18 protein-coding genes, 1 tRNA gene and 2 pseudogenes are annotated in these 18,890 nt (G+C 70.7%); 14 read left to right on the top strand and 7 right to left on the bottom strand.

Annotated elements, in window-relative coordinates; translation table 11 throughout:
* The first annotated feature begins 110 nt into the window (after nt 1–110).
* Together ACZ6MA_RS12840 and ACZ6MA_RS12835 are read left to right on the top strand one after the other, a co-directional pair.
* Nucleotides 111–686: a TerD family protein gene (locus tag ACZ6MA_RS12840; protein WP_469433333.1), complete on the top strand. Its 576-nt coding sequence runs from the start codon at nt 111–113 to the stop codon at nt 684–686.
* 334 nt (nt 687–1,020) lie between these two features.
* The gene (locus ACZ6MA_RS12835) at nt 1,021–1,227 is read left to right on the top strand and encodes a hypothetical protein (RefSeq protein ID WP_469433331.1); all 207 of its coding nucleotides are present in this window, start codon (nt 1,021–1,023) and stop codon (nt 1,225–1,227) included.
* 9 nt (nt 1,228–1,236) lie between these two features.
* On the opposite strand, the gene ACZ6MA_RS12830 is transcribed toward ACZ6MA_RS12835, so the two are convergent.
* On the bottom strand, nt 1,237–1,644 hold the full coding sequence (locus ACZ6MA_RS12830) for a hypothetical protein (protein ID WP_469433329.1): 408 nt from the start codon (nt 1,642–1,644) through the stop codon (nt 1,237–1,239).
* A gap of 43 nt (nt 1,645–1,687) precedes the next feature.
* On the bottom strand, nt 1,688–1,963 hold the full coding sequence (locus ACZ6MA_RS12825) for a hypothetical protein (RefSeq protein ID WP_469433328.1): 276 nt from the start codon (nt 1,961–1,963) through the stop codon (nt 1,688–1,690).
* A 220-nt stretch (nt 1,964–2,183) separates the two neighbouring features.
* On the opposite strand from ACZ6MA_RS12825, the gene ACZ6MA_RS12820 reads away from it, so the two are divergent.
* Both ACZ6MA_RS12820 and ACZ6MA_RS12815 read left to right on the top strand, forming a co-directional pair.
* The gene (locus tag ACZ6MA_RS12820; RefSeq protein WP_469433326.1) at nt 2,184–3,101 is read left to right on the top strand and encodes a hypothetical protein; all 918 of its coding nucleotides are present in this window, start codon (nt 2,184–2,186) and stop codon (nt 3,099–3,101) included.
* A 113-nt stretch (nt 3,102–3,214) separates the two neighbouring features.
* Nucleotides 3,215–3,400: an antitoxin gene (locus ACZ6MA_RS12815; protein WP_469433324.1), complete on the top strand. Its 186-nt coding sequence runs from the start codon at nt 3,215–3,217 to the stop codon at nt 3,398–3,400.
* Between the two features lie 111 nt (nt 3,401–3,511).
* Here ACZ6MA_RS12815 and ACZ6MA_RS12810 read toward each other — a convergent pair.
* Nucleotides 3,512–3,642 (bottom strand): annotated as a pseudogene (locus ACZ6MA_RS12810) (heme-binding protein); the annotation flags it as partial.
* Nucleotides 3,643–4,247: 605 nt separating this feature from the next.
* On the opposite strand from ACZ6MA_RS12810, the pseudogene ACZ6MA_RS12805 reads away from it, so the two are divergent.
* The 3 genes and pseudogenes from ACZ6MA_RS12805 to ACZ6MA_RS12795 form a co-directional block, all read left to right on the top strand.
* Nucleotides 4,248–4,431, top strand: a pseudogene (locus ACZ6MA_RS12805) (response regulator transcription factor); the annotation flags it as partial.
* 245 nt (nt 4,432–4,676) lie between these two features.
* Nucleotides 4,677–6,293 (top strand): M4 family metallopeptidase, encoded by a 1,617-nt coding sequence (locus tag ACZ6MA_RS12800; RefSeq protein WP_469433323.1) that lies wholly within the window; start codon nt 4,677–4,679, stop codon nt 6,291–6,293.
* A 161-nt stretch (nt 6,294–6,454) separates the two neighbouring features.
* Entirely contained in the window at nt 6,455–6,952 is a 498-nt protein-coding gene (locus ACZ6MA_RS12795; protein ID WP_469433321.1) for a hypothetical protein, read from the top strand.
* A 214-nt stretch (nt 6,953–7,166) separates the two neighbouring features.
* Here the strand turns inward: ACZ6MA_RS12795 and ACZ6MA_RS12790 are convergent, their stop codons facing one another.
* Nucleotides 7,167–7,859 carry a pentapeptide repeat-containing protein gene (locus tag ACZ6MA_RS12790; RefSeq protein ID WP_469433319.1) on the bottom strand — a complete coding sequence of 231 codons (693 nt, stop codon included), beginning with the start codon at nt 7,857–7,859 and terminating at the stop codon, nt 7,167–7,169.
* Nucleotides 7,860–7,981: 122 nt separating this feature from the next.
* Between ACZ6MA_RS12790 and ACZ6MA_RS12785 the strand changes: the two genes are divergently transcribed.
* Nucleotides 7,982–8,974: a zinc-binding dehydrogenase gene (locus ACZ6MA_RS12785; RefSeq protein WP_469433317.1), complete on the top strand. Its 993-nt coding sequence runs from the start codon at nt 7,982–7,984 to the stop codon at nt 8,972–8,974.
* Between the two features lie 134 nt (nt 8,975–9,108).
* On the top strand, nt 9,109–10,665 hold the full coding sequence (locus tag ACZ6MA_RS12780) for an MFS transporter (RefSeq protein WP_469433316.1): 1,557 nt from the start codon (nt 9,109–9,111) through the stop codon (nt 10,663–10,665).
* Nucleotides 10,666–10,727: 62 nt separating this feature from the next.
* On the opposite strand, the gene ACZ6MA_RS12775 is transcribed toward ACZ6MA_RS12780, so the two are convergent.
* Nucleotides 10,728–11,621 (bottom strand): sigma-70 family RNA polymerase sigma factor, encoded by an 894-nt coding sequence (locus ACZ6MA_RS12775; protein ID WP_469433315.1) that lies wholly within the window; start codon nt 11,619–11,621, stop codon nt 10,728–10,730.
* Between the two features lie 206 nt (nt 11,622–11,827).
* Between ACZ6MA_RS12775 and ACZ6MA_RS12770 the strand changes: the two genes are divergently transcribed.
* Nucleotides 11,828–12,316 (top strand): GNAT family N-acetyltransferase, encoded by a 489-nt coding sequence (locus ACZ6MA_RS12770; protein WP_469433314.1) that lies wholly within the window; start codon nt 11,828–11,830, stop codon nt 12,314–12,316.
* A 44-nt stretch (nt 12,317–12,360) separates the two neighbouring features.
* Here the strand turns inward: ACZ6MA_RS12770 and ACZ6MA_RS12765 are convergent, their stop codons facing one another.
* Entirely contained in the window at nt 12,361–13,506 is a 1,146-nt protein-coding gene (locus ACZ6MA_RS12765; RefSeq protein ID WP_469433312.1) for an aminopeptidase P family protein, read from the bottom strand.
* 232 nt (nt 13,507–13,738) lie between these two features.
* Between ACZ6MA_RS12765 and ACZ6MA_RS12760 the strand changes: the two genes are divergently transcribed.
* Nucleotides 13,739–15,907 carry an MMPL family transporter gene (locus tag ACZ6MA_RS12760; protein ID WP_469433311.1) on the top strand — a complete coding sequence of 723 codons (2,169 nt, stop codon included), beginning with the start codon at nt 13,739–13,741 and terminating at the stop codon, nt 15,905–15,907.
* A gap of 99 nt (nt 15,908–16,006) precedes the next feature.
* On the opposite strand, the gene ACZ6MA_RS12755 is transcribed toward ACZ6MA_RS12760, so the two are convergent.
* Nucleotides 16,007–16,080: transfer RNA gene (locus tag ACZ6MA_RS12755), tRNA-Thr, on the bottom strand.
* A 193-nt stretch (nt 16,081–16,273) separates the two neighbouring features.
* Between ACZ6MA_RS12755 and ACZ6MA_RS12750 the strand changes: the two genes are divergently transcribed.
* The 3 genes from ACZ6MA_RS12750 to ACZ6MA_RS12740 all read left to right on the top strand — a co-directional run bounded on the left by ACZ6MA_RS12750 (nt 16,274) and on the right by ACZ6MA_RS12740 (nt 18,876).
* Entirely contained in the window at nt 16,274–17,410 is a 1,137-nt protein-coding gene (locus tag ACZ6MA_RS12750) for an ABC transporter ATP-binding protein (protein WP_469433308.1), read from the top strand.
* Between the two features lie 239 nt (nt 17,411–17,649).
* Nucleotides 17,650–18,069 carry a hypothetical protein gene (locus ACZ6MA_RS12745; protein ID WP_469433307.1) on the top strand — a complete coding sequence of 140 codons (420 nt, stop codon included), beginning with the start codon at nt 17,650–17,652 and terminating at the stop codon, nt 18,067–18,069.
* A 69-nt stretch (nt 18,070–18,138) separates the two neighbouring features.
* Nucleotides 18,139–18,876, top strand: a complete 738-nt coding sequence (locus tag ACZ6MA_RS12740; RefSeq protein ID WP_469433305.1) for a nucleotidyltransferase family protein — start codon at nt 18,139–18,141, stop codon at nt 18,874–18,876.
* Nucleotides 18,877–18,890: the final 14 nt, after the last annotated feature.

Raw genomic sequence — 18,890 nt, 5'->3', positions numbered from 1 at the left:
TGGAACCCTACGGTCCCTCCCTCGCGTTATCGGGGGTGACGGTAGCTTCGTGCGCGGACTTCGTACGCACACCACGAGGCCCGACGCATCGACAGAAAGGGACCCATCCCATGGCTGTAAGCCTGTCCAAGGGCGGCAACGTCTCCCTCACCAAGGAGGCCCCGGGCCTGACGGCCGTCACGGTCGGCCTCGGCTGGGACGTCCGCACCACCACCGGCACGGACTTCGACCTCGACGCGAGCGCCATCGCGGTGAACCCGACGGGCAAGGTCTACTCCGACGCCCACTTCGTGTTCTTCAACAACAAGTCCACGCCGGACCAGTCCATCGTGCACACCGGTGACAACACCACCGGCGTGGGCGAGGGCGACGACGAGCAGATCAACGTCAACCTGTCGGCCCTGCCGGCCGACGTCGAGAAGATCGTCTTCCCGGTCTCCATCTACGACGCCGAGTCCCGCAGCCAGAACTTCGGCCAGGTGCGCAACGCCTACATCCGCGTCCTCAACCAGGCCGGCGGCGCCGAGGTGGCCCGCTACGACCTGAGCGAGGACGCGGCCACCGAGACCGCCATGGTCTTCGGCGAGCTGTACCGCAACGGCTCGGAGTGGAAGTTCCGCGCGGTCGGCCAGGGCTACGCCTCGGGCCTCGCGGGCATCGCGCAGGACTTCGGCGTCAACGTCTGACACCGGCACGGCGTGCGGCCGCCCACGGGCTGAGCCGAGAGGGGGCCATCCACCCGGGTGGCCCCCCTCTTCTCACCCTCCACGCTCGCTTCGCGGCGGCCATGTCCCGGGCGACCGCACCCGCACCACTCCCCCGGGTGCGTCCATCCGGCGCAGGCCCCGGTTTTCGCCCGCTCCGGGCCTGTTCGATCCGAGCCGCCGGAGGGTAAGGAAACCCCTGGCTGTTCCTGGGTGAACGGCTACTACCGATGTCGGCAACCGGCTGACATCATCGCTCGGGAGACGCACATGAACTGTCCCGTATGTGGATCTTCAGACATGAGGCAACTCAACAATGGAAACTGGCAGTGCGGAAACTGCGGCGCAGTCACGGCTGGATAGGGCCGCGTGGGATGCGCTGGACCCCGAGACCCGGGAGCGGCTCGCGGCGTTCGTGTCACCCGAGGAGTTCACGGTGACGGCCGGCAGCGCGGAGTCCGCCAAGAGCTTCCAGCGCTTCATGGACACCCTGGACCGGGCCGAGCGGCACACCACGCTCTAGCCCTGGCGATCACTGCCGCAGGACGAGGGAAAGCACCTCGGAACCGATGCGCGCGCTGTCCAGAAAACGTTCCACCACCACGGGCTCGTCCCGAAGCCGCATACGGCCGGTGATGCACTCCCCGGCCGTCGCCTTACGGAAGACGATCACGTAGTTCCACGCCTGCTCGTCACCGTACGAGGGCTCTTCGTCCTGACCGGACCGCAATGCCTCGGTGAGCTTGGCCCGGTGCTCCTTCAACAGGCCCCGGCGCCAGTAATAACAGGGCGGCGGCTTGCCGCCCTCGTCCTCGTCCTCCGGATCCGGTGGGATCGTCAGCCCGTGCTGAATGACGTCAAACAGGCTTTCCACGAGCACTCGGCCGCAACCATAGAGATCCTCGCAGGCATTGATGCTGAGTAAGTAGGGTCGCTGCACCGCTCTTTTATAGCGCAGCGCCCCGCACGCCTCAGGCGTACTTTCAAGGCGTCAACCCCAGCTGACGGCGGGCGGCGTCCGGATCCAGCAGTGTGCGGGGGTCGTCGTCATCGGGCAACGGCGCACGTCCGACGATGCTTTGGATCGCCGCGTCGATGGTGACGTCCTCCAGCGGCGCGATCGCGGCGAGGAACTTGCCGTGCCGAGTGATGAGCGCAGGCTGACCCGATTGGCAGATCTCCTGGACCACCTGGGACGTCCGCTGCGAAAGTTCACGCATCGTGACGATCCGGGCCTCACTCAAGCTGACCTTGGACATATGTCTCTCCTCTTGCCTCGGGTGCGCCCGCCCCAGTGTGCCGCAACTTGTCCATCAAGATGTAGTACATCTGTGGAGCGAAGATGCTGCAAGTTGGATACCCGCCAAAGGGTGGGCGCATCCTCGAACTGCGCCAGAACACCTTCCCCGTACGGTAATTGAGCATGTGGCGCGTCCCGATCGAGAGACATCGGGCGTCGTTCCGAAGAAAAGAGGCCAGGTGTCGCTGCCTCAGGGCACACCCCCTGTCACACCCCCCACAACAGACATCCCTCCTGACCGCGGTACCTCGATCCGCGAGGCCGCCCGCTGGCTGACCACGGCGTTCGCCGCCGTCGGCACGGTGCTCGTGGCCGGGTTGCAGCTGGGGTCGCTGGGCGGGCTGGGCACCGAGGAACCCTGGCGGCTGCCCCTGGCACTGGGCGCGGTGTTCGTGGCCCTCCTCGGCACCGGGTGGATGATCGTCCGAGCCTCCCATGTGTTGATCACACCCGATCTGACCTGGACCGACCTCTTCGTCAATCACGAGATACCCGCGATCCGACGCATCGGCAGGGCGCAGCCGCTGCTGGCCGCCGGCCGCAGCCATCTCTCCTACGACGCGCTGCTGCAACTGCTCAAGGAGGCGAGTTCCACGGAGGCCGTGCCGTTCGAGGGCACCGCCGCCATCCGCCGGCAGCTCGGACAGGCCCGCGCGCGGGCGGCGCGCAGTCCGGCGGACCCCGAGGCCCAGGAGCGGGTCGCCGCCCTGGAGCACGCCGTCACTCTGTGTCTCAGCCGGGCCAATGCCTGGCAGTCGCAGCAGCTCTACCGCGCCCTGATCCGCACTCTGTTGCGCACCGGCATCCTCACCGCGGCCTGTCTCGTCGTCTACGCCTGGGCGGCCAACCCGCCCCCGGAGGAGTCGCCGCAGGTCAAGGAGCCGGTACCGGTGGAGATCCATCTGCGCGCCCCCGCGGACCGGCTGCCCGGCACCGAACTGGGCAAGCGGTGCCACCGCCGCACGATCGCCGGGGTCGCCGTCGGCGGGCGGCTCGACGAACCCCTCGTCGCCGTCCCCGCCACCGAGGACTGCGCGGCGGCCCGCTTCAAAGTCACCCCCGAGCTGGGCGTGGCCGTCCCGGTGAGGAAGAACTGAGCCGGGGCTTCCGCACGCCGCCCTAGGGCCCCCGCGCGCCCTCCCGCGCGGATGCGCACCCGGCCGAATGCGGAGATGCTGAGGTACGTCAGACATTCACGAGGAGGACCGCTATGTCCATGCTCGACAAGCTCAAAGGTCTGATCAAGGGACACCCGGACCAGGCCCGCCAAGGCATCGAGAAGGCCGGTGACGCGTTCGACGCGCGGACGCAGAACAAGTACCAGAGCCAGGTCGACACGGCCCAGCAGAAGATGAACGACCAGATCGGCAACCGGCCGCCCGACGAGCCGAAGTAGCCACCGTCACCGGAGCCGGTCGATCCCGCCCGGGTGGAGCCCGGTGCGGCAGTGCCGAAAGAGCCGCCGCGTCGTGCTTGCCCCGTCCCGTGCGGGATCCCGGTCGGCCGGTCAGCCCAGTGCCGCCACGCCGGCCTGGGCGCACTTCTCGTCCAGGTCACCACTGGGTGCCCCCGCGACGCCGATGCCCGTGACGGGCGCGCCCTGTGCCTGGAGGGGGCGCCGCCCGGCAGGAACAGCGTCCGCGCGGCGGCGAGCGCGCCCTGCGCGGCTTTGGTCGCGGCGTCCGGCGACAGCCACGCCGACCCGCTTGGACAGGGTGGGGCTCCGCATCGTGCGCTCCTCGTGAGATGAACCGTGCGGGGTGCGCTCCGCGCGGGTTGGAACGGTTTCGGCGGACCGCCCCCGGTCGGCACCCGCACCACCGCTGCGCGGCGGTGTCCTCAATCGCCGGACGGGCTGGATTTTCCAGCCCGTCCGGCGATTGAGGACGCACCCGCAGGGCGCCCGCGGGCCGGCCGAGACCCGGCGGTTCGTCCACGATCCGGCATCGCCGCAGTGCGACGGGGGCGCGGGGCTCCAGGAGGCGCTCCGAGCGCTCGCCGCACCCGGGGCCGCCGCCTTCTCCGTGCGCTTCCATGTCGAGGGCGATCCCGTCCCGCTGCCCGACCGGGTGCGTTCCGCCCTGCTGCGCATCGCCCGGGGCACGCCGGCCAACGTGAGCGCGGTTTCGCACTCGGTCTCGCACCGGTGCCCATCCCAGGACGCGGTCACGGGCTGCCCGGCGGCGCGGCCGCGGCCCGACGTGGTGCTGATGGGTCTTCAGCTCGGGCCCGGGACGGACGACACGATCACCGACCGCGAGCGCGGCATCCTCGGCCAACTCGCCCGCGGACTGGGCTATCGCGCGGGCGCTGTTCATCAGCGAGGCGACGGTGAAGACGCATTTGGGCCGGATCTACGACAAGCTCGGCGTCGACACCCGCGCGGGGGCCGTGGCGGTGGCGAAGGAACAGCGGTTGCTCAGTTGAACACTTCAGTAGGCCGTCAAGTGCGGACCAATCGGGAGCAGTTCACCGCATAGCGGATCCAATCAACCGCTGTTAAGAAAACGCTAGATCAAATCCTTGTTGCGCCCCTGTCAATGACAGGGAAGTGATGGCACTCTCTCCTCAATTCGCTCTTGCACCACTCCTGCACCAACGGGCGGTCCCCACCGGCTGCCCGAACCCCCCTCATTCGGCCGCGAGTTCGCGGCCCGCATTAGGAGCCAGAGTTGAGACTCATCACCTCCACCTCCCGTAAGCACACCCTGCGCGCCGCAGCGCTGGTCGCCTCCGCCGCCATGGTCGCCGTCGGCGTCCAGACCGGTTCGGCGACCGCCGCGGCCGACCGCGAGAACGGCGCCTCGGCGCTGGCGCTCTCCGCCGGTCAGCGGGTGTCCGCGCTCAAGGAAGCGCAGGCGGGAGCCTCCTCCACCGCTGCCGGTCTCGGCCTCGGTGGCAAGGAGAAGCTGGTCGTCCGGGATGTCGTCAAGGACGCGAACGGCACGGTGCACACGCGGTACGAGCGCACCTTCGACGGCCTGCCGGTGCTCGGCGGCGACCTGGTCGTGCACCAGCCGAAGAGCGGCTCGCGCAGCGTCACCAAGGCGACCGAGGCCGACATATCCGTGCCCACGACGTCCGCTTCCCTCGCGCCCGCCGCGGCGAAGCAGAAGGCGCTCGGCGTGGCCGCCGCGGAGAAGACCGCCAAGGCCGACGGCCAGGCTCCGCGCAAGGTGGTCTGGGCCGCGGGCGGCAAGGCCGTCCTGGCGTACGAGACCGTCGTCAAGGGCGTCCAGAAGGACGGCACCCCGAGCAAGCTGCACGTGGTCACCGACGCGGCCAGCGGCAAGACGCTGTTCCAGCGCGAGGCCATCGAGACCGGCAGCGGCACCAGCACCTACAGCGGCACGGTTCCGCTGACCACCACCAAGACGTCCTCCGGCTACGCCCTCACCGACGGTGCGCGCGGCGGCCACAAGACGTACGACCTGAAGCAGGGCACGTCCGGCACGGGCACCCTCTTCACCAACTCCAGCGACGTCTGGGGCTCCGGCCGCCAGGCCGCCGCCGTCGACGCGCACTACGGCGCGGCGGTCACCTGGGACTTCTACAAGAACGTCCTGGGCCGCAGCGGCATCAAGGGCGACGGCGTCGGCGCCTACTCCCGCGTCCACTACGGCAACGGCTACGTCAACGCCTTCTGGGACGACGACTGCTTCTGCATGACCTACGGCGACGGCGAGAACAACGCCAACCCGCTGACCTCCCTCGACGTGGCCGCCCACGAGATGACGCACGGCGTCACCGCCGCCACCGCCGGGCTGAACTACAGCGGTGAGTCCGGTGGCCTCAACGAGGCGACCAGCGACATCTTCGGCACCGCCGCGGAGTTCTACGCCAAGAACTCCTCGGACCGCGGCGACTACCTCATCGGCGAGAAGATCGACATCAACGGCGACGGCACCCCGCTGCGCTACATGGACAAGCCGAGCAAGGACGGCGGCTCGAAGGACTACTGGTCCTCCAGCCTCGGCAACAACGACGTGCACTACTCGTCGGGCCCGGCCAACCACTTCTTCTACCTGCTGTCCGAGGGCAGCGGCGCGAAGACCATCGACGGCGTGAGCTACAACAGCCCCACCTACGACAACTCCAAGGTCACCGGCATCGGCCGGGACAAGGCCACCAAGATCTGGTACAAGGCCCTGACCACGTACTTCACCTCCACCACCAACTACAAGGCGGCCCGCGCCGGCACCCTGAAGGCCACCGCGGACCTCTACGGCTCCACCAGCACGGAGTACAAGACGGTCGCCGCCGCGTGGACCGCGATCAACGTGAAGTGACACCCCCCACGGACGTCCCGGAAGTGATCACCGCACTCGTGCTCACACCCACGCGGTGATCACCCTCCGGTGATCGGCCCGTGCCCCCGCCACCGTCGGTGGCGGGGGCACGGGCCGGGCGCGTTTACGCACCCGGCCGACGGCCGTGACACCATCGAGGCGTGATCGACCTCGGCTACTCGCTTTCGCGCCGCTTCCCCGACCCGCCGCAGACGGACTACCGCACGGCGGATGTGCGGGCGCTGCGGCACGACCTCTTCTGCGGTGACGTCTACCTCGCCGACGTGAAGACGGACCGGGAGCTGTCCACAGGCTGGGGATGGGTTCCCGTGCTGGACTTCGCGTGGGCGCTCTGCGACGTCCTGGAACAGGTCGACCGCGACCCCCGGGGCAACCGCTCGTCGATCCCGCAGTACGCGGAGCTGGACTTCACGGAGTCGACCGACCGGCTGATGTTCGAGCGCCGCTTCGGCTGGGTGGAGGTCACCGCCGACTGGCAGCCGGCGGACGAGCCCCCGCTCAACTTCAACCACCGCGCGCTGCGGCGCGAGGCCCGTGACTTCCTGCACGATCTGATCGCTGACCTCTCCGACATGCACGAAGGTCTCGCCGACAATGCGGTTGTCTGGGACCTGCAGAGTCGCTTCCCGCGGGTGTGATTCTTCGGCTGTCGGCCCGTCTTGCCGCCTGCGGCGGCTGAGCGCCCTGCGGGCGCGTCCTCAATCGCCGGACGGGCTGGATATGGCTGGGCTCAGCCCACGTCGAGCCCCTCGGGGTACCTCCCAGCGCTCGGCTGCCGGTCTGCCTTGCCGCCTGCGGCGGCGAGCGCCCTGCGGGCGCGTCCTCAAACGCCGGACGGGCTGGATTCGGCCGTCACAGCCCGGGGCCGGCGACGCGGACGCCGATCTGGGCTGCGAACGCCGGGGCCAGGTCCAGCAGTTGGGCGGGGCTGATCACCGCGCCTGCCAGGTGGTCGATCCCCCGGGCGATGTCCAGCTCGGTGACCGCCCGCAGGTCCACGTCCTTCATCCGGACGGCGGTGAGGTCGGCGCGGCGCAGCACGCAGTCCCGGAAGACGACGCGCTCCAGCCGTGCCCCGCCGAAGTCCGCCTCCGCGAGCACACAGCCTTCGAAGGTGACGTCCTTGAGCGTGGCCGTACGCAGATTCAGGTAGTCGATCTTTCCGCCGCGCACCAGGACCCGTTCCAGCACCGCGCCGTGCAGCTGGGTGCCGCCCAGGCGGGCGTCGCGTACCTCCACGTCGCGCAGCGTCGCCTCCGCGAGATCCGTGCCGACGCCGCGCACGCCGTCGAGCACGCAGTCCGTGATCCGGGCGCGGCTCAGCCGCGTCTCGTCCAGGGCGCAGCGGAAGATCCCGCAGTCCAGGAAGCGCGCGCCCGGGGCGGCCTGGCCGACGAGGTCGATCCCGGTGAAGTCGATCCCGTCGTAGTCGCCCTCCGGCTCCAGCTCCGCCCCCTCCCACGGCCGCAGCGGCGGGAGCCGCACTTCCGGGAGCCGGGCCGTCGGCTGTCCCCCGGCCGCCTTCTGCCTACCGCGCGTCGTCATACCGCCACCGTGGCACACGGCACTGACAACGCCCGCCGGCCGCGCCACCCGGCCCTTGACCTCAACCATGGTCGAGATTGAAGACTCAAGGAGTCCAACGGAACCCCGTTCGAGGAGATCCCATGCACGCCGTCCGGCTGCACACCTTCGGCCCCGCCGAGAACCTCGTCTACGAGAGGACCGACGACCCCGAGCCCGGCCCCGGCCAGGTCCGTGTCGCCGTCGGTGCCGCCGGTGTGCACCTCGTCGACACGACCCTGCGGGCCGGTGACCCGAACGGGCCGTACGCGCTCCCGGAGCTGCCCACCGTTCCCGGGCGGGAGATCGCCGGCACCGTCGACGCCCTCGGCGAGGGCACCGACCCCCGCTGGCTCGGCTGCCGCGTCGTCGGGCACCTCGGCACCGCCCCCGGCGGGTACGCCGAACTGGCCGTGATCGACGCGGAGAAGCTGCACGAGATACCGCAGGGGCTGCGCGAGGACCAGGCCATCGCCATGATCGGCACCGGTCGCACGGCCCTCGGCATCCTCGGCTTCACCGAACTCTCCGACGCGGACGTGGTGATCGTGACAGCGGCGGCCGGGGGCATCGGCTCGCTGCTCACGCAGTACGCCAAGAACGCGGGCGCGACCGTCGTCGGCCTCGCCGGCGGCCCGGCCAAGGTGCGGCGGGTGCGGGAGCTGGGCGCGGACCTCGCCTACGACTACACCACCGGGGACTGGTCCGAGGCCGCCCGGGGCGCTCTCGGCGGGCGCACCGCCACGGTCGTCTTCGACGCCGTCGGCGGCCCCGCCGCCCGGGCCGCCGTCGGCCTGCTCGGCCCCGGCGGCTCGCACCTGGTGTACGGCTGGTCCTCCGGCGGTCCGCTCACCCTCGGCCCCGAGGAGCTGGCCGAGCGGTCCCTCACCTCGCGGTCGGTCCTCGGCCCGCCGATGCTGGATCGTTTCGGCGGCGGACAGGTGGGGCTGCGCAGGCTGGAGGAGGAGTCGCTGGCCCAGGCCGCGGCGGGCAACGTCGTACCGACCGTGCACCGCTTCCCCCTCGCCGAAGCGGCTGCCGCGCACGTGGCGCTGACCTCGCGGGCCACGATGGGCAAGGTCGTCCTCATCCCATAAGCCGGCGGGACCCCGCAGGCCGCTCGGCCATCCGGCTCAAGAAGCGGCCCCGCGCCATCGCACCTAGGCTGGACGGGCGAATCAGACGCCGTCGTCGGCTGTCCGAAAATGGTCGGCCGCGAAAGCAGGTTCCGATGAGTCCGAGCCCGACGAGTCCGGCCGGTCCGGGTGGCACACCCGCTCCGGCGCCCACCGAACCGTCCGATTCCCGCCGCTGGTGGGGTCTGGTCGTCATCGCGCTCGCGCAGCTGATGGTGGTCCTCGACGCGACGGTCGTGAACATCGCCCTCCCCTCCGCCCAGCGCGATCTGCACATGTCCGACGGCGACCGGCAATGGGTGATCACCGCCTACACCCTCGCCTTCGGCGGTCTGCTGCTGCTCGGTGGCAAGGTCGCGGACCTGATCGGCCGCAAACGCACCTTCACGGTCGGATTGGTCGGCTTCGCGGCGGCGTCCGCGCTGGGCGGCGCCGCCCACTCCGCGACGCTGCTGTTCGCCGCCCGCGCCCTGCAGGGCGTCTTCGCCGCGGTGCTGGCGCCCTCCGCACTGTCCCTGCTGACCACGACGTTCACGGATGTGAAGGAGCGCAGCAAGGCCTTCGGCATCTACGGCGCCATCGCGGGCGGTGGCTCCGCGATCGGCCTGATCGCGGGCGGGCTGCTGACCGAGTACCTGGACTGGCGCTGGTGCCTGTACGTGAACATCCCGATCGCGCTGGCCGCCCTGGCCGGTGCCCTGTTGCTGCTGCACGACCACCGGCCCGCCCACCGGCCGCGCCTGGACATCCCCGGCGTGCTGCTCGGCTGCGGGGGGCTCGTCGCCGTGGTCTACGGGTGCAGCGAGGCCGAGCCGCGCGGCTGGGGCGATCCGCTCGTGCTGGCCCTGCTGACCGGCGGGGCGGCGCTGCTGGCGCTGTTCGCCTGGTGGCAGACCCGGGCGCCCAGCCCGCTGCTGCCCCCGCACATCATTCGCGACCGCAACCGTGGCGGTGCGTTCCTGACGATGGGGCTCGCGGTCATCGCCATGTTCGGGATGTTCCTGTTCATGACGTACTACCTGCAGGTGGTGCTCGGCTACTCCCCCGTCCGGACGGGTCTGGCGTTCCTGCCGATGACCGCCGCGATCATCGGCACCTCGACCCAGATCTCGGCCCGGCTCATGACCCATGTGCCGCCGCGCACCCTGATGGTGCCCGGGGCGCTGCTGGCCTCCGTCGGGCTGTTCCTGCTGACCTTCCTGACCGTCGAGCCCGCCTACGTCTCCCACGTCCTGCCCGCCGAGATCCTCGTCGGGCTCGGCATGGGCCTGATCTTCATGCCCGTCATGGCCACCGCCACCGCGGGTGTCGCCCCGGCCGAGTCCGGCGTCACCTCCGCGACGGTCAACACCGCCCAGCAGGTCGGCGGCTCCGTGGGCACCGCGCTCCTGAACACCATCGCCACCAGCACCAGCGCCACGTACATCGCGGCACACCTGAGGTCCGCCGCCGCCGACGGCCCGCTGACGCCCGCCGTCCGGGACACCGTCACCAAGGAAGGCGTCGTCCACGGCTTCCACATCGCGATCGGCTGGGGCGCGGGCATCATGCTGCTCGCCGCCGTCGCCAGCGGTCTGCTCGTCACCGCCCGGGCGCCCAAGCACGGCACCCCGGCGGGTGACCCCGCCCGGGCCGCCGACGCCACCGTCTGACGCGACGGAACGGCGGGAGAGCCCCCGGCAGCCACCCGGAAGCCCTCCCGCCGCCCGCCGGATCAGCCGCCGAACGCGCTCGGGTCGATCCGCGCCAGCCGCTCGGGGTCGGTGAGGATGTCCAGCTCCGTGATCCGGCCGCCCCTGATGGTGAACGCCATGACCGACAGCACCCGGCCCTCCGCCATGGAGACCACGCCGGGGGTGCCGTTGACCAGCACCGGAAGGGCGGCCTCGGCGAACCGGGCGAAGGTGATCGCCTGCGAGGCGACCTCGGCGGCGCCGCGACGGAGCAGACCGGGGCGCAGGGCCCCGCCGTCGGAGCGGGCCACGATCTCGGGGTCGAGGACGGCGACGAGGGCGTCGAGGTCCCCGCCGCGCGCCGCGGCGAGGAAGGCGTCGACGATCCGCCGCCGGTGCGCCACATCGGTGTCGGGGGCGGGCGCCGCGCCCTGGACGCGGCGGCGGGCGCGGCTGGCGAGCTGTCTGGTCGAGGCGGAGGTACGGCCGAGGACGGGGGCGATCTCGTCGAAGGGCACGGCGAACATGTCGTGCAGGACGAAGGCGAGGCGTTCGGCCGGGGAGAGAGTCTCCAGCACGACGAGCAGGGCGATGCCCACCGAATCGGCCAGGAGGATCTCCTGCTCGGGGTCCAGACCGTCCGGGCCGCTGATGACCGGATCGGGGAGGCGGATCCGACCGTCCTCGTCGTGCAGCGGGCTCTCCCGGCGGGTGGTGCGCGAGCGCAGCATGTCCAGGCACACCCGGCCGGTCACGGTGGTCAGCCAGCCGCCCAGGTTCTCCACCCCGGTGACATCGGCACGGCTCAGTTTGAGCCACGTCTCCTGAACGGCGTCGTCCACTTCTCCGAGCGAGCCGAGCATCCGGTAGGCCACCGCCCGCAGATGAGGCCGGTGCTCCTCGAACCGCAGCGCCAGAACGTCTTTCTCGCTCATCTGTCACATCCCCGTCTTCTGATCCGTCAGTGCGGTGAAGGACGATAACCGGCCGGTGCAAGGGGCAACGACCGCCCGGGGAATGGAGACGCGAGTCCATGAAGGCGCACCACCCGCCGGCGATCCGGCCGCGGCGGACCGCCCAGGACCACGGGTGCGCGGAAAAGCCGTCGCGCGGACCCGGCCGGGCGGCCATGCTGGGGCCCATGAAGATCAGAGACGCCGAGGCAGCGGACTGGCCCGCCATCTGGCCCATCGTCCGTACCGTGGCCGCCGCGGGCGAGAGCTTCACCTTCCCGCGCGACATCGACGAGGACTTCGCCCGCGCGTGCTGGATGCTGACCGCGCCCGGCCGCACGGTCGTGGCCGTCGACGACTCGGGCACCGTCCTCGGCACCGCCAAGATGAATCCGAACCACATGGGTCCGGCCGCCCACATCGCCAGCGCCAGCTACATGGTCGCCCCCGAGCACACGGGCCACGGCATCGGCCGCGCGCTCGGCGAGCACACCATCGCATGGGCCCGCGCCGAGGGCTACCGCGCCATGCAGTTCAACGCCGTCGTCGAGACCAACACCCGCGCCGTCGCCCTCTGGCGCTCCCTCGGCTTCACCATCATCGGCACCCTGCCCGAGGGCTACCGGCTGCCCGACGGCGGCTACACCGGGCTGCACATCATGCACCGCCCGCTGTAGCCGCGGCGCTCCGGCCGGCCGGTGCCGTCAGGCGACCGGTGCCGTCAGGCGACCACCCGCAGCTCGCGCGCCGTGTTGTTCAGCCGCCGGCCGCCCGTGTCCGTGCAGGTCACGATGTCCTCGATCCGCACGCCGAACCGGCCCGGCAGATAGATCCCCGGCTCGATCGAGAAGCACATCCCCGGCACCAACGGCAAGTGCTCCCCCTCCACCAGGTACGGCGGTTCGTGCGTCGTCACCCCGATGCCGTGGCCCGTGCGGTGAATGAAGTACTCCCCGTACCCGGCCCGCCGGATCACCTGCCGCGCCACCCGGTCGATCTCCTGGCACGCCACGCCCGGCCGCACCGCCTCGAACGCCGCCTGCTGCGCCTCGCGCACCAGGTCGTGCACCGTGCGCTCCTCACGCGTCGGCTCCCCCACATGGACCGTACGGGTCGTGTCCGAGCCGTAGCCGTCCTTGAGCCCGCCGAAGTCCAGGACGACCATGTCGCCGTCCTCGATCATCCGGTCCCCCGCCTCGTGATGCGGGTTGGCGCCGTTCGGGCCGGAGCCGACGATCGTGAAATCGACCTGGCTGTGGCCGTGTTCGCGCAGCAGCCGGGCCAGGTCGGCGGCCACCTCGTGCTCCCGGCGTCCGGCGAACCGCACCTCCACGATCCGCTCGTACGTGGCGTCCGCCGCGGCCCCCGCCGCGGCGAGCCGCTCCACCTCGTAGGCGTCCTTGACCGCGCGCAGCATCGGCAGCACCTCGGTGAGCGCGCCGTAGGCCACCTCCGGGCGGTTACGCTGCAAAGCCAGCAGATGCAACGCCCAGGCGTTGTCGGAGACCCCGTAACGGCCCTTCGGCTCCAGGAGCTTGGCCATCAGCGCGTGGGGGTCCTCGCCGTCCGTCCAGCCGCTGACCGCCAACGCGCGGGCCCCCGGGGCGCGTTCGGCGTCGGGCCGTTCGAGGGCGGGCACCAGCAGCTGCGGCCGGCGCCCGGCCGTGATCAGCAGTGCGGTCAGCCGTTCGGTCGTGGGCGGCCGGTAGCCGGTCAGCCACACCAGATCCGGGCCCGGTGTGACGATCAGCCCGGCCAGTCCGGCGTCGGCGGCCGACAGCGCGGCACGCTCCATCCGGGCGGCGTAGTCCTTCGGGTCCACCGGGTCATCGGACGACCCCGGGGCGGCAGCGGCGGCATCGGTCATGAGGGCAGCGTAATCCGGACGAAGGCGGTCGGCGGGAACTTCTCTACCTCACGGGTGAGAGCCCCTCCTACCGGCGGATGAGGCCGACCCCGACCCAGGACCGATTTCCCCCTTAATCCGTTGTGCGCGAGCAACCCACTGCCTAGCGTGTTCATGCCCGTACACACACTCGGCCGGACAAACACGCGACAGGTCGGCGGGCCGCGCAGATGAAATCTTTTAAAGGAGCACCATGTTCCGACGAATAGGTCGGTTCGCCGTCCACCGCCCCTGGCTCACCATCGGGGGCTGGATCCTCGCCGCCGTCGTACTGGCCGTGTTCGCCCCCGGGCTGAAGTCCACCACCGATGAAACGGAATTCCTGCCTTCGCATTATGAGTCGGTACGGGTCGGCAAACTCCAGGAGGAGGCCTTCCCCAAGACCGAACAGCCCGCCGCCATCGTGGTCTTCCAGCGCAAGGACGGCGGCAAGCTCACCGCCGCCGACCGCGCCGACGTCATCAAGGTCTCGGCCGGCCTGGAGGGCAAGCACCGCGAGAAGGTGGCCAAGGTGGTCACCGGCCCGCAGGCCGTCTCCCCCAACGGTGAGATCGCCCTGGCCAACATCATCGCCAGCACCAAGAACTCCTTCGACGACAAGCTGCCCCAGTCCGTCAAGGAGCTGCGCAAGGACGGCAAGTCGCTGCTCGAGGGCACGCAGTTGAAGATGGGCATCACCGGCCAGGCGGCCAGCGCCCTCGACTCCCAGGAGTCCTCCGGCGACACCGACTCGATGATCATGATGGCGACCCTGCTGCTCATCATCGTGCTGCTGCTCGTCATCTTCCGCAGCCCGCTCATCGCGATCCTGCCGGTCCTGATCATCCTCGTGGTCGCCGCGGTCGCCAACGGCCTCATCGGCACCGCCGCCGAGCTGGGCGGTCTGAAGGCGGACGCCTCCATCTCGGCGATCCTCATCGTCGTCCTCTTCGGCGTCGGCACCGACTACATCCTCTTCCTGCTCTTCCGCTACCGCGAGCACCTGCGGCAGGGCCAGGAGCCGAAGCAGGCACTGTCCGAGGCCGTGGCCAAGGTCGGCGAGACCATCGCCTCCGCCGCCGGCGCCGTCATCGTCGCCTTCCTCGCCCTGCTGCTGTCCACCATGGGCATGATGCGGGCGATGGGCCCCTCCCTCGCGATCTCCGTCGCCGTGACGCTGGTGGCCGCGCTCACCCTCGTCCCCGCCGTGTTCTCGCTGCTGGGCACCAAGGCCTTCTGGCCGTCCAAGGCATGGAAGAAGACCCCGAAGAACCGCTTCGCCAACGGCGTCGGCGGCCTCGTCGCCCGCCGCCCCGGCGTCATCGCGGGCCTGTCCACCGTGGTCCTCGCGGTCCTCGCGGTCGGCGCGTTCAACTTCAAGGCCGAGTTCGACACCTCCAGCCAGATGCCGCAGAAGCTCGAATCGGTCCAGGCGATGAAGGACATGCAGCGCGGCTTCTCCGCCGGCCAGTCCGACCCCGCCATGGTCTACCTGAAGTCCAAGGACGGCGCGAAGCTGGACCGGGCCGCGCTCGGCACCTTCCGCACGAAGCTGGCCGGCATCGAGGGCGTCGGCCAGGTGGCCCCCGCCGTCAGCAACCCGGACGGCACCGTCGCCCAGTACGCGGTCGTGCTCAAGTTCCGGCCCACCGAGGACAAGTCCATCGAGCTGGCGGGCGGCACCCTGCGCGACACCGCGCACGCCTCCGCGCCCCAGGGCACCGAGGCCCTCGTCGGCGGCACCTCCGCGGTGCTCTCCGACATCGAGAAGGCCGTCAGCCACGACTACAAGGTGGTCTTCCCCGTCGCCGGCATCGCCATCATGCTCATCCTGGGCCTGCTGCTGCGCAGCCTCGTCGCCCCGGTGTACCTGATGATCGCGGTCGCCCTCGGCTTCAGCGCCACGCTCGGCGCGACGGTCTGGCTCTTCCAGGACCTCAAGGGCGAGTCCGGGCTGCTGTTCATGCTGCCGGTGATCGTCTACCTCTTCGTCGTCGCCATCGGCACCGACTACAACATCCTCATGGTCGCCCGGCTCCGTGAGGAGGTCCGCCGCGGCGTGCCGCCGAAGGAGGCGATCCGCACCGCGGTCGCCCAGTCGACCCCGACCATCACCTCGGCGGCGATCATCCTCGCGGGCACCTTCGGCGTCCTGATGCTCGCCGAGAACTCCATGCTCCAGCAGATGGGCTTCGCGGTCGCCTTCGGCATCCTCCTCACGGCCTTCGTGATGGCGATGCTGCTCGTCCCGACCGTGACCTCCCTGCTGGGCCACAAGGCCTGGTGGCCCGGCCACCAGGACTCCCCCCGGCCCGACCCGGCCCACCACGACACCACGGCCGCGGCCCCGCAGTGGTCGCCGGGCGAGGAGGTCCGCCGCTAAGGCCCGCACAGAACCGGCCCGCACGGGACCGTGAACGGGGAAAGGCCCTCCGGAAGCTTCCGGAGGGCCTTTCCCCTGCGCCGATCGGCGCTCGCACAAAGCCGCCTGTCGGATTCGAACCGACGACCCTCGCTTTACAAGAGCGACGCTCTGGCCAACTGAGCTAAGGCGGCAAACGCGGCGGGGCCGGCCCCGCGAACGCGGCACCACTCTACACAGCGCCCTGTTCCGTCAGCCACAACGTTCGGGGGCTGACAACCGCCCGCCGCGCGGGTACCGTCACCGGCAACCCCGTCCAATTGGACTGGACCACTCCTTTACTCGGATCGTCCGGCACGTTCCTGCCGGTGAAGGGACCGCATCACCATGGCCACGGTCACGTACGACAAGGCGACCCGCATCTACCCGGGGTCCGACAAGCCCGCCGTCGATCAGCTCGACATCTCCATCGAGGACGGTGAATTCCTCGTCCTCGTCGGCCCCTCCGGCTGCGGGAAGTCCACCTCGCTGCGGATGCTCGCGGGGCTGGAGGACGTCAACGGCGGCTCCATCAGGATCGGCGACCGCGACGTCACGCACCTGCCGCCGAAGGACCGGGACATCGCGATGGTGTTCCAGAACTACGCGCTGTACCCGCACATGACCGTCGCCGACAACATGGGCTTCGCCCTGAAGATCGCCGGGGTCAACAAGACGGAGATCCGGCAGAAGGTCGAGGACGCGGCGCGGATCCTCGACCTCACCGAGTACCTGGGCCGCAAGCCCAAGGCCCTGTCCGGCGGACAGCGCCAGCGGGTGGCGATGGGGCGCGCGATCGTACGCGAACCGCAGGTGTTCCTCATGGACGAGCCGCTGTCGAACCTCGACGCCAAGCTCCGGGTGCAGACCCGGACCCAGATCGCGGGGCTCCAGCGGCGCCTGGGCATCACCACCGTCTACGTCACGCACGACCAGGTCGAGGCCATGACCATGGGCGACCGGGTCGCGGTGCTCAAGGACGGGCTGCTCCAGCAGGTCGACTCGCCGCGCAACATGTACGACCGCCCCGCCAACCTCTTCGTCGCCGGATTCATCGGCTCCCCGGCCATGAACCTGGTCGAGGTGCCGATCACCGATGGCGGCGTGAAGTTCGGCAACAGCGTCGTGCCCGTCTCGCGCCAGGCGCTGACCGCCGCCGCCGACCGGGGCGACCGCACGGTCACCGTGGGCGTACGGCCGGAGCACTTCGACGTGGTCGAGCAGAACGGCGCCACCGCCAAGACGCTCTCCAAGGCGGCCGACGACGCCCCGGCCGGGCTCGCCGTCACCGTCAACGTGGTCGAGGAGCTGGGCGCGGACGGCTACGTCTACGGCACCGCGGAGGTCGGGGCCGAGCAGCAGGACCTCGTGGTGCGCGTCAACGGCCGCCGGGTGCCGGAGAAGGGATCGATCCTGCACGTGGTGCCGCGCCCCGGCGAACTGCACGTGTTCTCCACCTCCTCGGGCGAGCGCCTCAGCGACTGAGCCCCCGCGTGACGACAGGACCCCGTGCCCCGTCCGGCGCGGGGTCCCGCCGTTTCCGCGCCCACCGGGCGCCTGCACAAGTGGACATCCGCTTCGCACCCGCTGTCGATAAATACCCACGCACAACGCGCTTTTCGAGCCCCGTGCGTCAACATCGCTACCGCACTCACGCGCTGTGGTGTCGCTCGACCGGGTGACTAAATGTCGCCATATCATTACCCCTCGCTACCATCTGCGACATGAACCAGGCCGCCCGCCGCATCGGCAGAACTCTCGCCTTCGTCCTTCCCGTCGTCCTCGTGCTCTCCGGGACCCTCGCGGTCACCCGCGTCCCGTGGGCGGCGCCGAGCGACCGGACGCAGGTACTCACCGCTTCCTCCCATACCGCCTCCACTCAGGCCAAGGCCAACCGTGCCCCGCACGAGGTGCTCCGCGACCGGCTGCTCACCGAGCTGCAGGAGAAGAATCCGGGCGTCGCGCTCACGCATCTCCAGCAGGTCTCCGAGGGACGCCCCTCACTGGCCCGCCACTGCGCGGACATCGCGCGGGCGCTCGGCCGGGCCGCGGTCGCCAAGTACGGCTCCGTGAAGCAGGCCCAGGCCTTCTCACGGCCCGTCTGTGACACGTCCTTCGCCACCGGCGTCGCCCAGAACCACTGAGCGCCCGCCGCGGGCGCTGCCGTGGCACCGGCCGCCGGGCGGCCGGTGCCACGGCATATCGTCATCCGCATGACCGGCATCCACGCCCATCCGCACCCCACGCAGGCCGTCGTCCTGGCCGGCGGCCAGGGGTCGCGGCTGCGCCCGTACACCGACGACCGTCCCAAGCCGATGGTCGAGATCCCCGGCACGGGGACCCCGATCATCGGCCATCAACTCGCCTGGCTGGCCGCCGAGGGCGTCACCGACGCCGTGGTCTCCTGCGGCCACCTGGCCGAGGTGCTCCAGGACTGGCTCGTCTCGGCCGACCTGCCGCTCCGGGTGACCACCGTGGTCGAGAAGGAACCCCTCGGCCGAGGCGGCGGCCTCAAGCACGCCGCGGCGTCGCTGCCCCACCCCGACCGGCCCTGGTACGCCACCAACGGCGACATCTGGACCCGCTTCTCGCTCCGCGAGATGGCCGCCTTCCACCATGAGCGCGACGCCACCGCGACGTTGGCGCTGGCCCGCCCGCGCATCCCGTGGGGCGCGGTGGAGACGGACGAGTTCGGTCACGTCCTCGACTTCATCGAATCGCCGCCCTCGCCCTATCTGATCAACGCCGGCGTGTACGTCTTCTCCGCCGGCTTCACGGACCTGCTGCCGGAGCGCGGCGACCACGAACGCACCACCTTCCCGCGCCTGGCCCGCGAACGCCGCCTGGCCGGCTTCCCGCTCCCGCACGGCGCGTACTGGCGCGCCATCGACACGGCGAAGGACCTGACGGAGGCGGCCAAGGAGCTGGCCGCTCAGGGGCGTTCGTCGTAACCTCTCGCCTGGCC

This window comes from Streptomyces sp. NPDC042259 (assembly GCF_055582085.1).
Note: the sequence above shows the minus strand (reverse complement) of the source record. Positions and strands in the feature narration are given on the sequence as shown.

Bases quoted from the DNA above. Each gene is read 5' to 3' on its own strand.
- ACZ6MA_RS12750 (WP_469433308.1), top strand. From the start codon at position 16,274: ATGGCCACGGTCACGTACGACAAGGCGACCCGCATCTACCCGGGGTCC.
- ACZ6MA_RS12840 (WP_469433333.1), top strand. From the start codon at position 111: ATGGCTGTAAGCCTGTCCAAGGGCGGCAACGTCTCCCTCACCAAGGAG.
- ACZ6MA_RS12745 (WP_469433307.1), top strand. From the start codon at position 17,650: ATGAACCAGGCCGCCCGCCGCATCGGCAGAACTCTCGCCTTCGTCCTT.
- ACZ6MA_RS12815 (WP_469433324.1), top strand. From the start codon at position 3,215: ATGTCCATGCTCGACAAGCTCAAAGGTCTGATCAAGGGACACCCGGAC.
- ACZ6MA_RS12765 (WP_469433312.1), bottom strand. From the start codon at position 13,506: ATGACCGATGCCGCCGCTGCCGCCCCGGGGTCGTCCGATGACCCGGTG.
- ACZ6MA_RS12760 (WP_469433311.1), top strand. From the start codon at position 13,739: ATGTTCCGACGAATAGGTCGGTTCGCCGTCCACCGCCCCTGGCTCACC.
- ACZ6MA_RS12775 (WP_469433315.1), bottom strand. From the start codon at position 11,621: ATGAGCGAGAAAGACGTTCTGGCGCTGCGGTTCGAGGAGCACCGGCCT.
- ACZ6MA_RS12835 (WP_469433331.1), top strand. From the start codon at position 1,021: ATGGAAACTGGCAGTGCGGAAACTGCGGCGCAGTCACGGCTGGATAGG.
- ACZ6MA_RS12770 (WP_469433314.1), top strand. From the start codon at position 11,828: ATGAAGATCAGAGACGCCGAGGCAGCGGACTGGCCCGCCATCTGGCCC.
- ACZ6MA_RS12780 (WP_469433316.1), top strand. From the start codon at position 9,109: ATGAGTCCGAGCCCGACGAGTCCGGCCGGTCCGGGTGGCACACCCGCT.
- ACZ6MA_RS12790 (WP_469433319.1), bottom strand. From the start codon at position 7,859: ATGACGACGCGCGGTAGGCAGAAGGCGGCCGGGGGACAGCCGACGGCC.
- ACZ6MA_RS12825 (WP_469433328.1), bottom strand. From the start codon at position 1,963: ATGTCCAAGGTCAGCTTGAGTGAGGCCCGGATCGTCACGATGCGTGAA.
- ACZ6MA_RS12740 (WP_469433305.1), top strand. From the start codon at position 18,139: ATGACCGGCATCCACGCCCATCCGCACCCCACGCAGGCCGTCGTCCTG.
- ACZ6MA_RS12785 (WP_469433317.1), top strand. From the start codon at position 7,982: ATGCACGCCGTCCGGCTGCACACCTTCGGCCCCGCCGAGAACCTCGTC.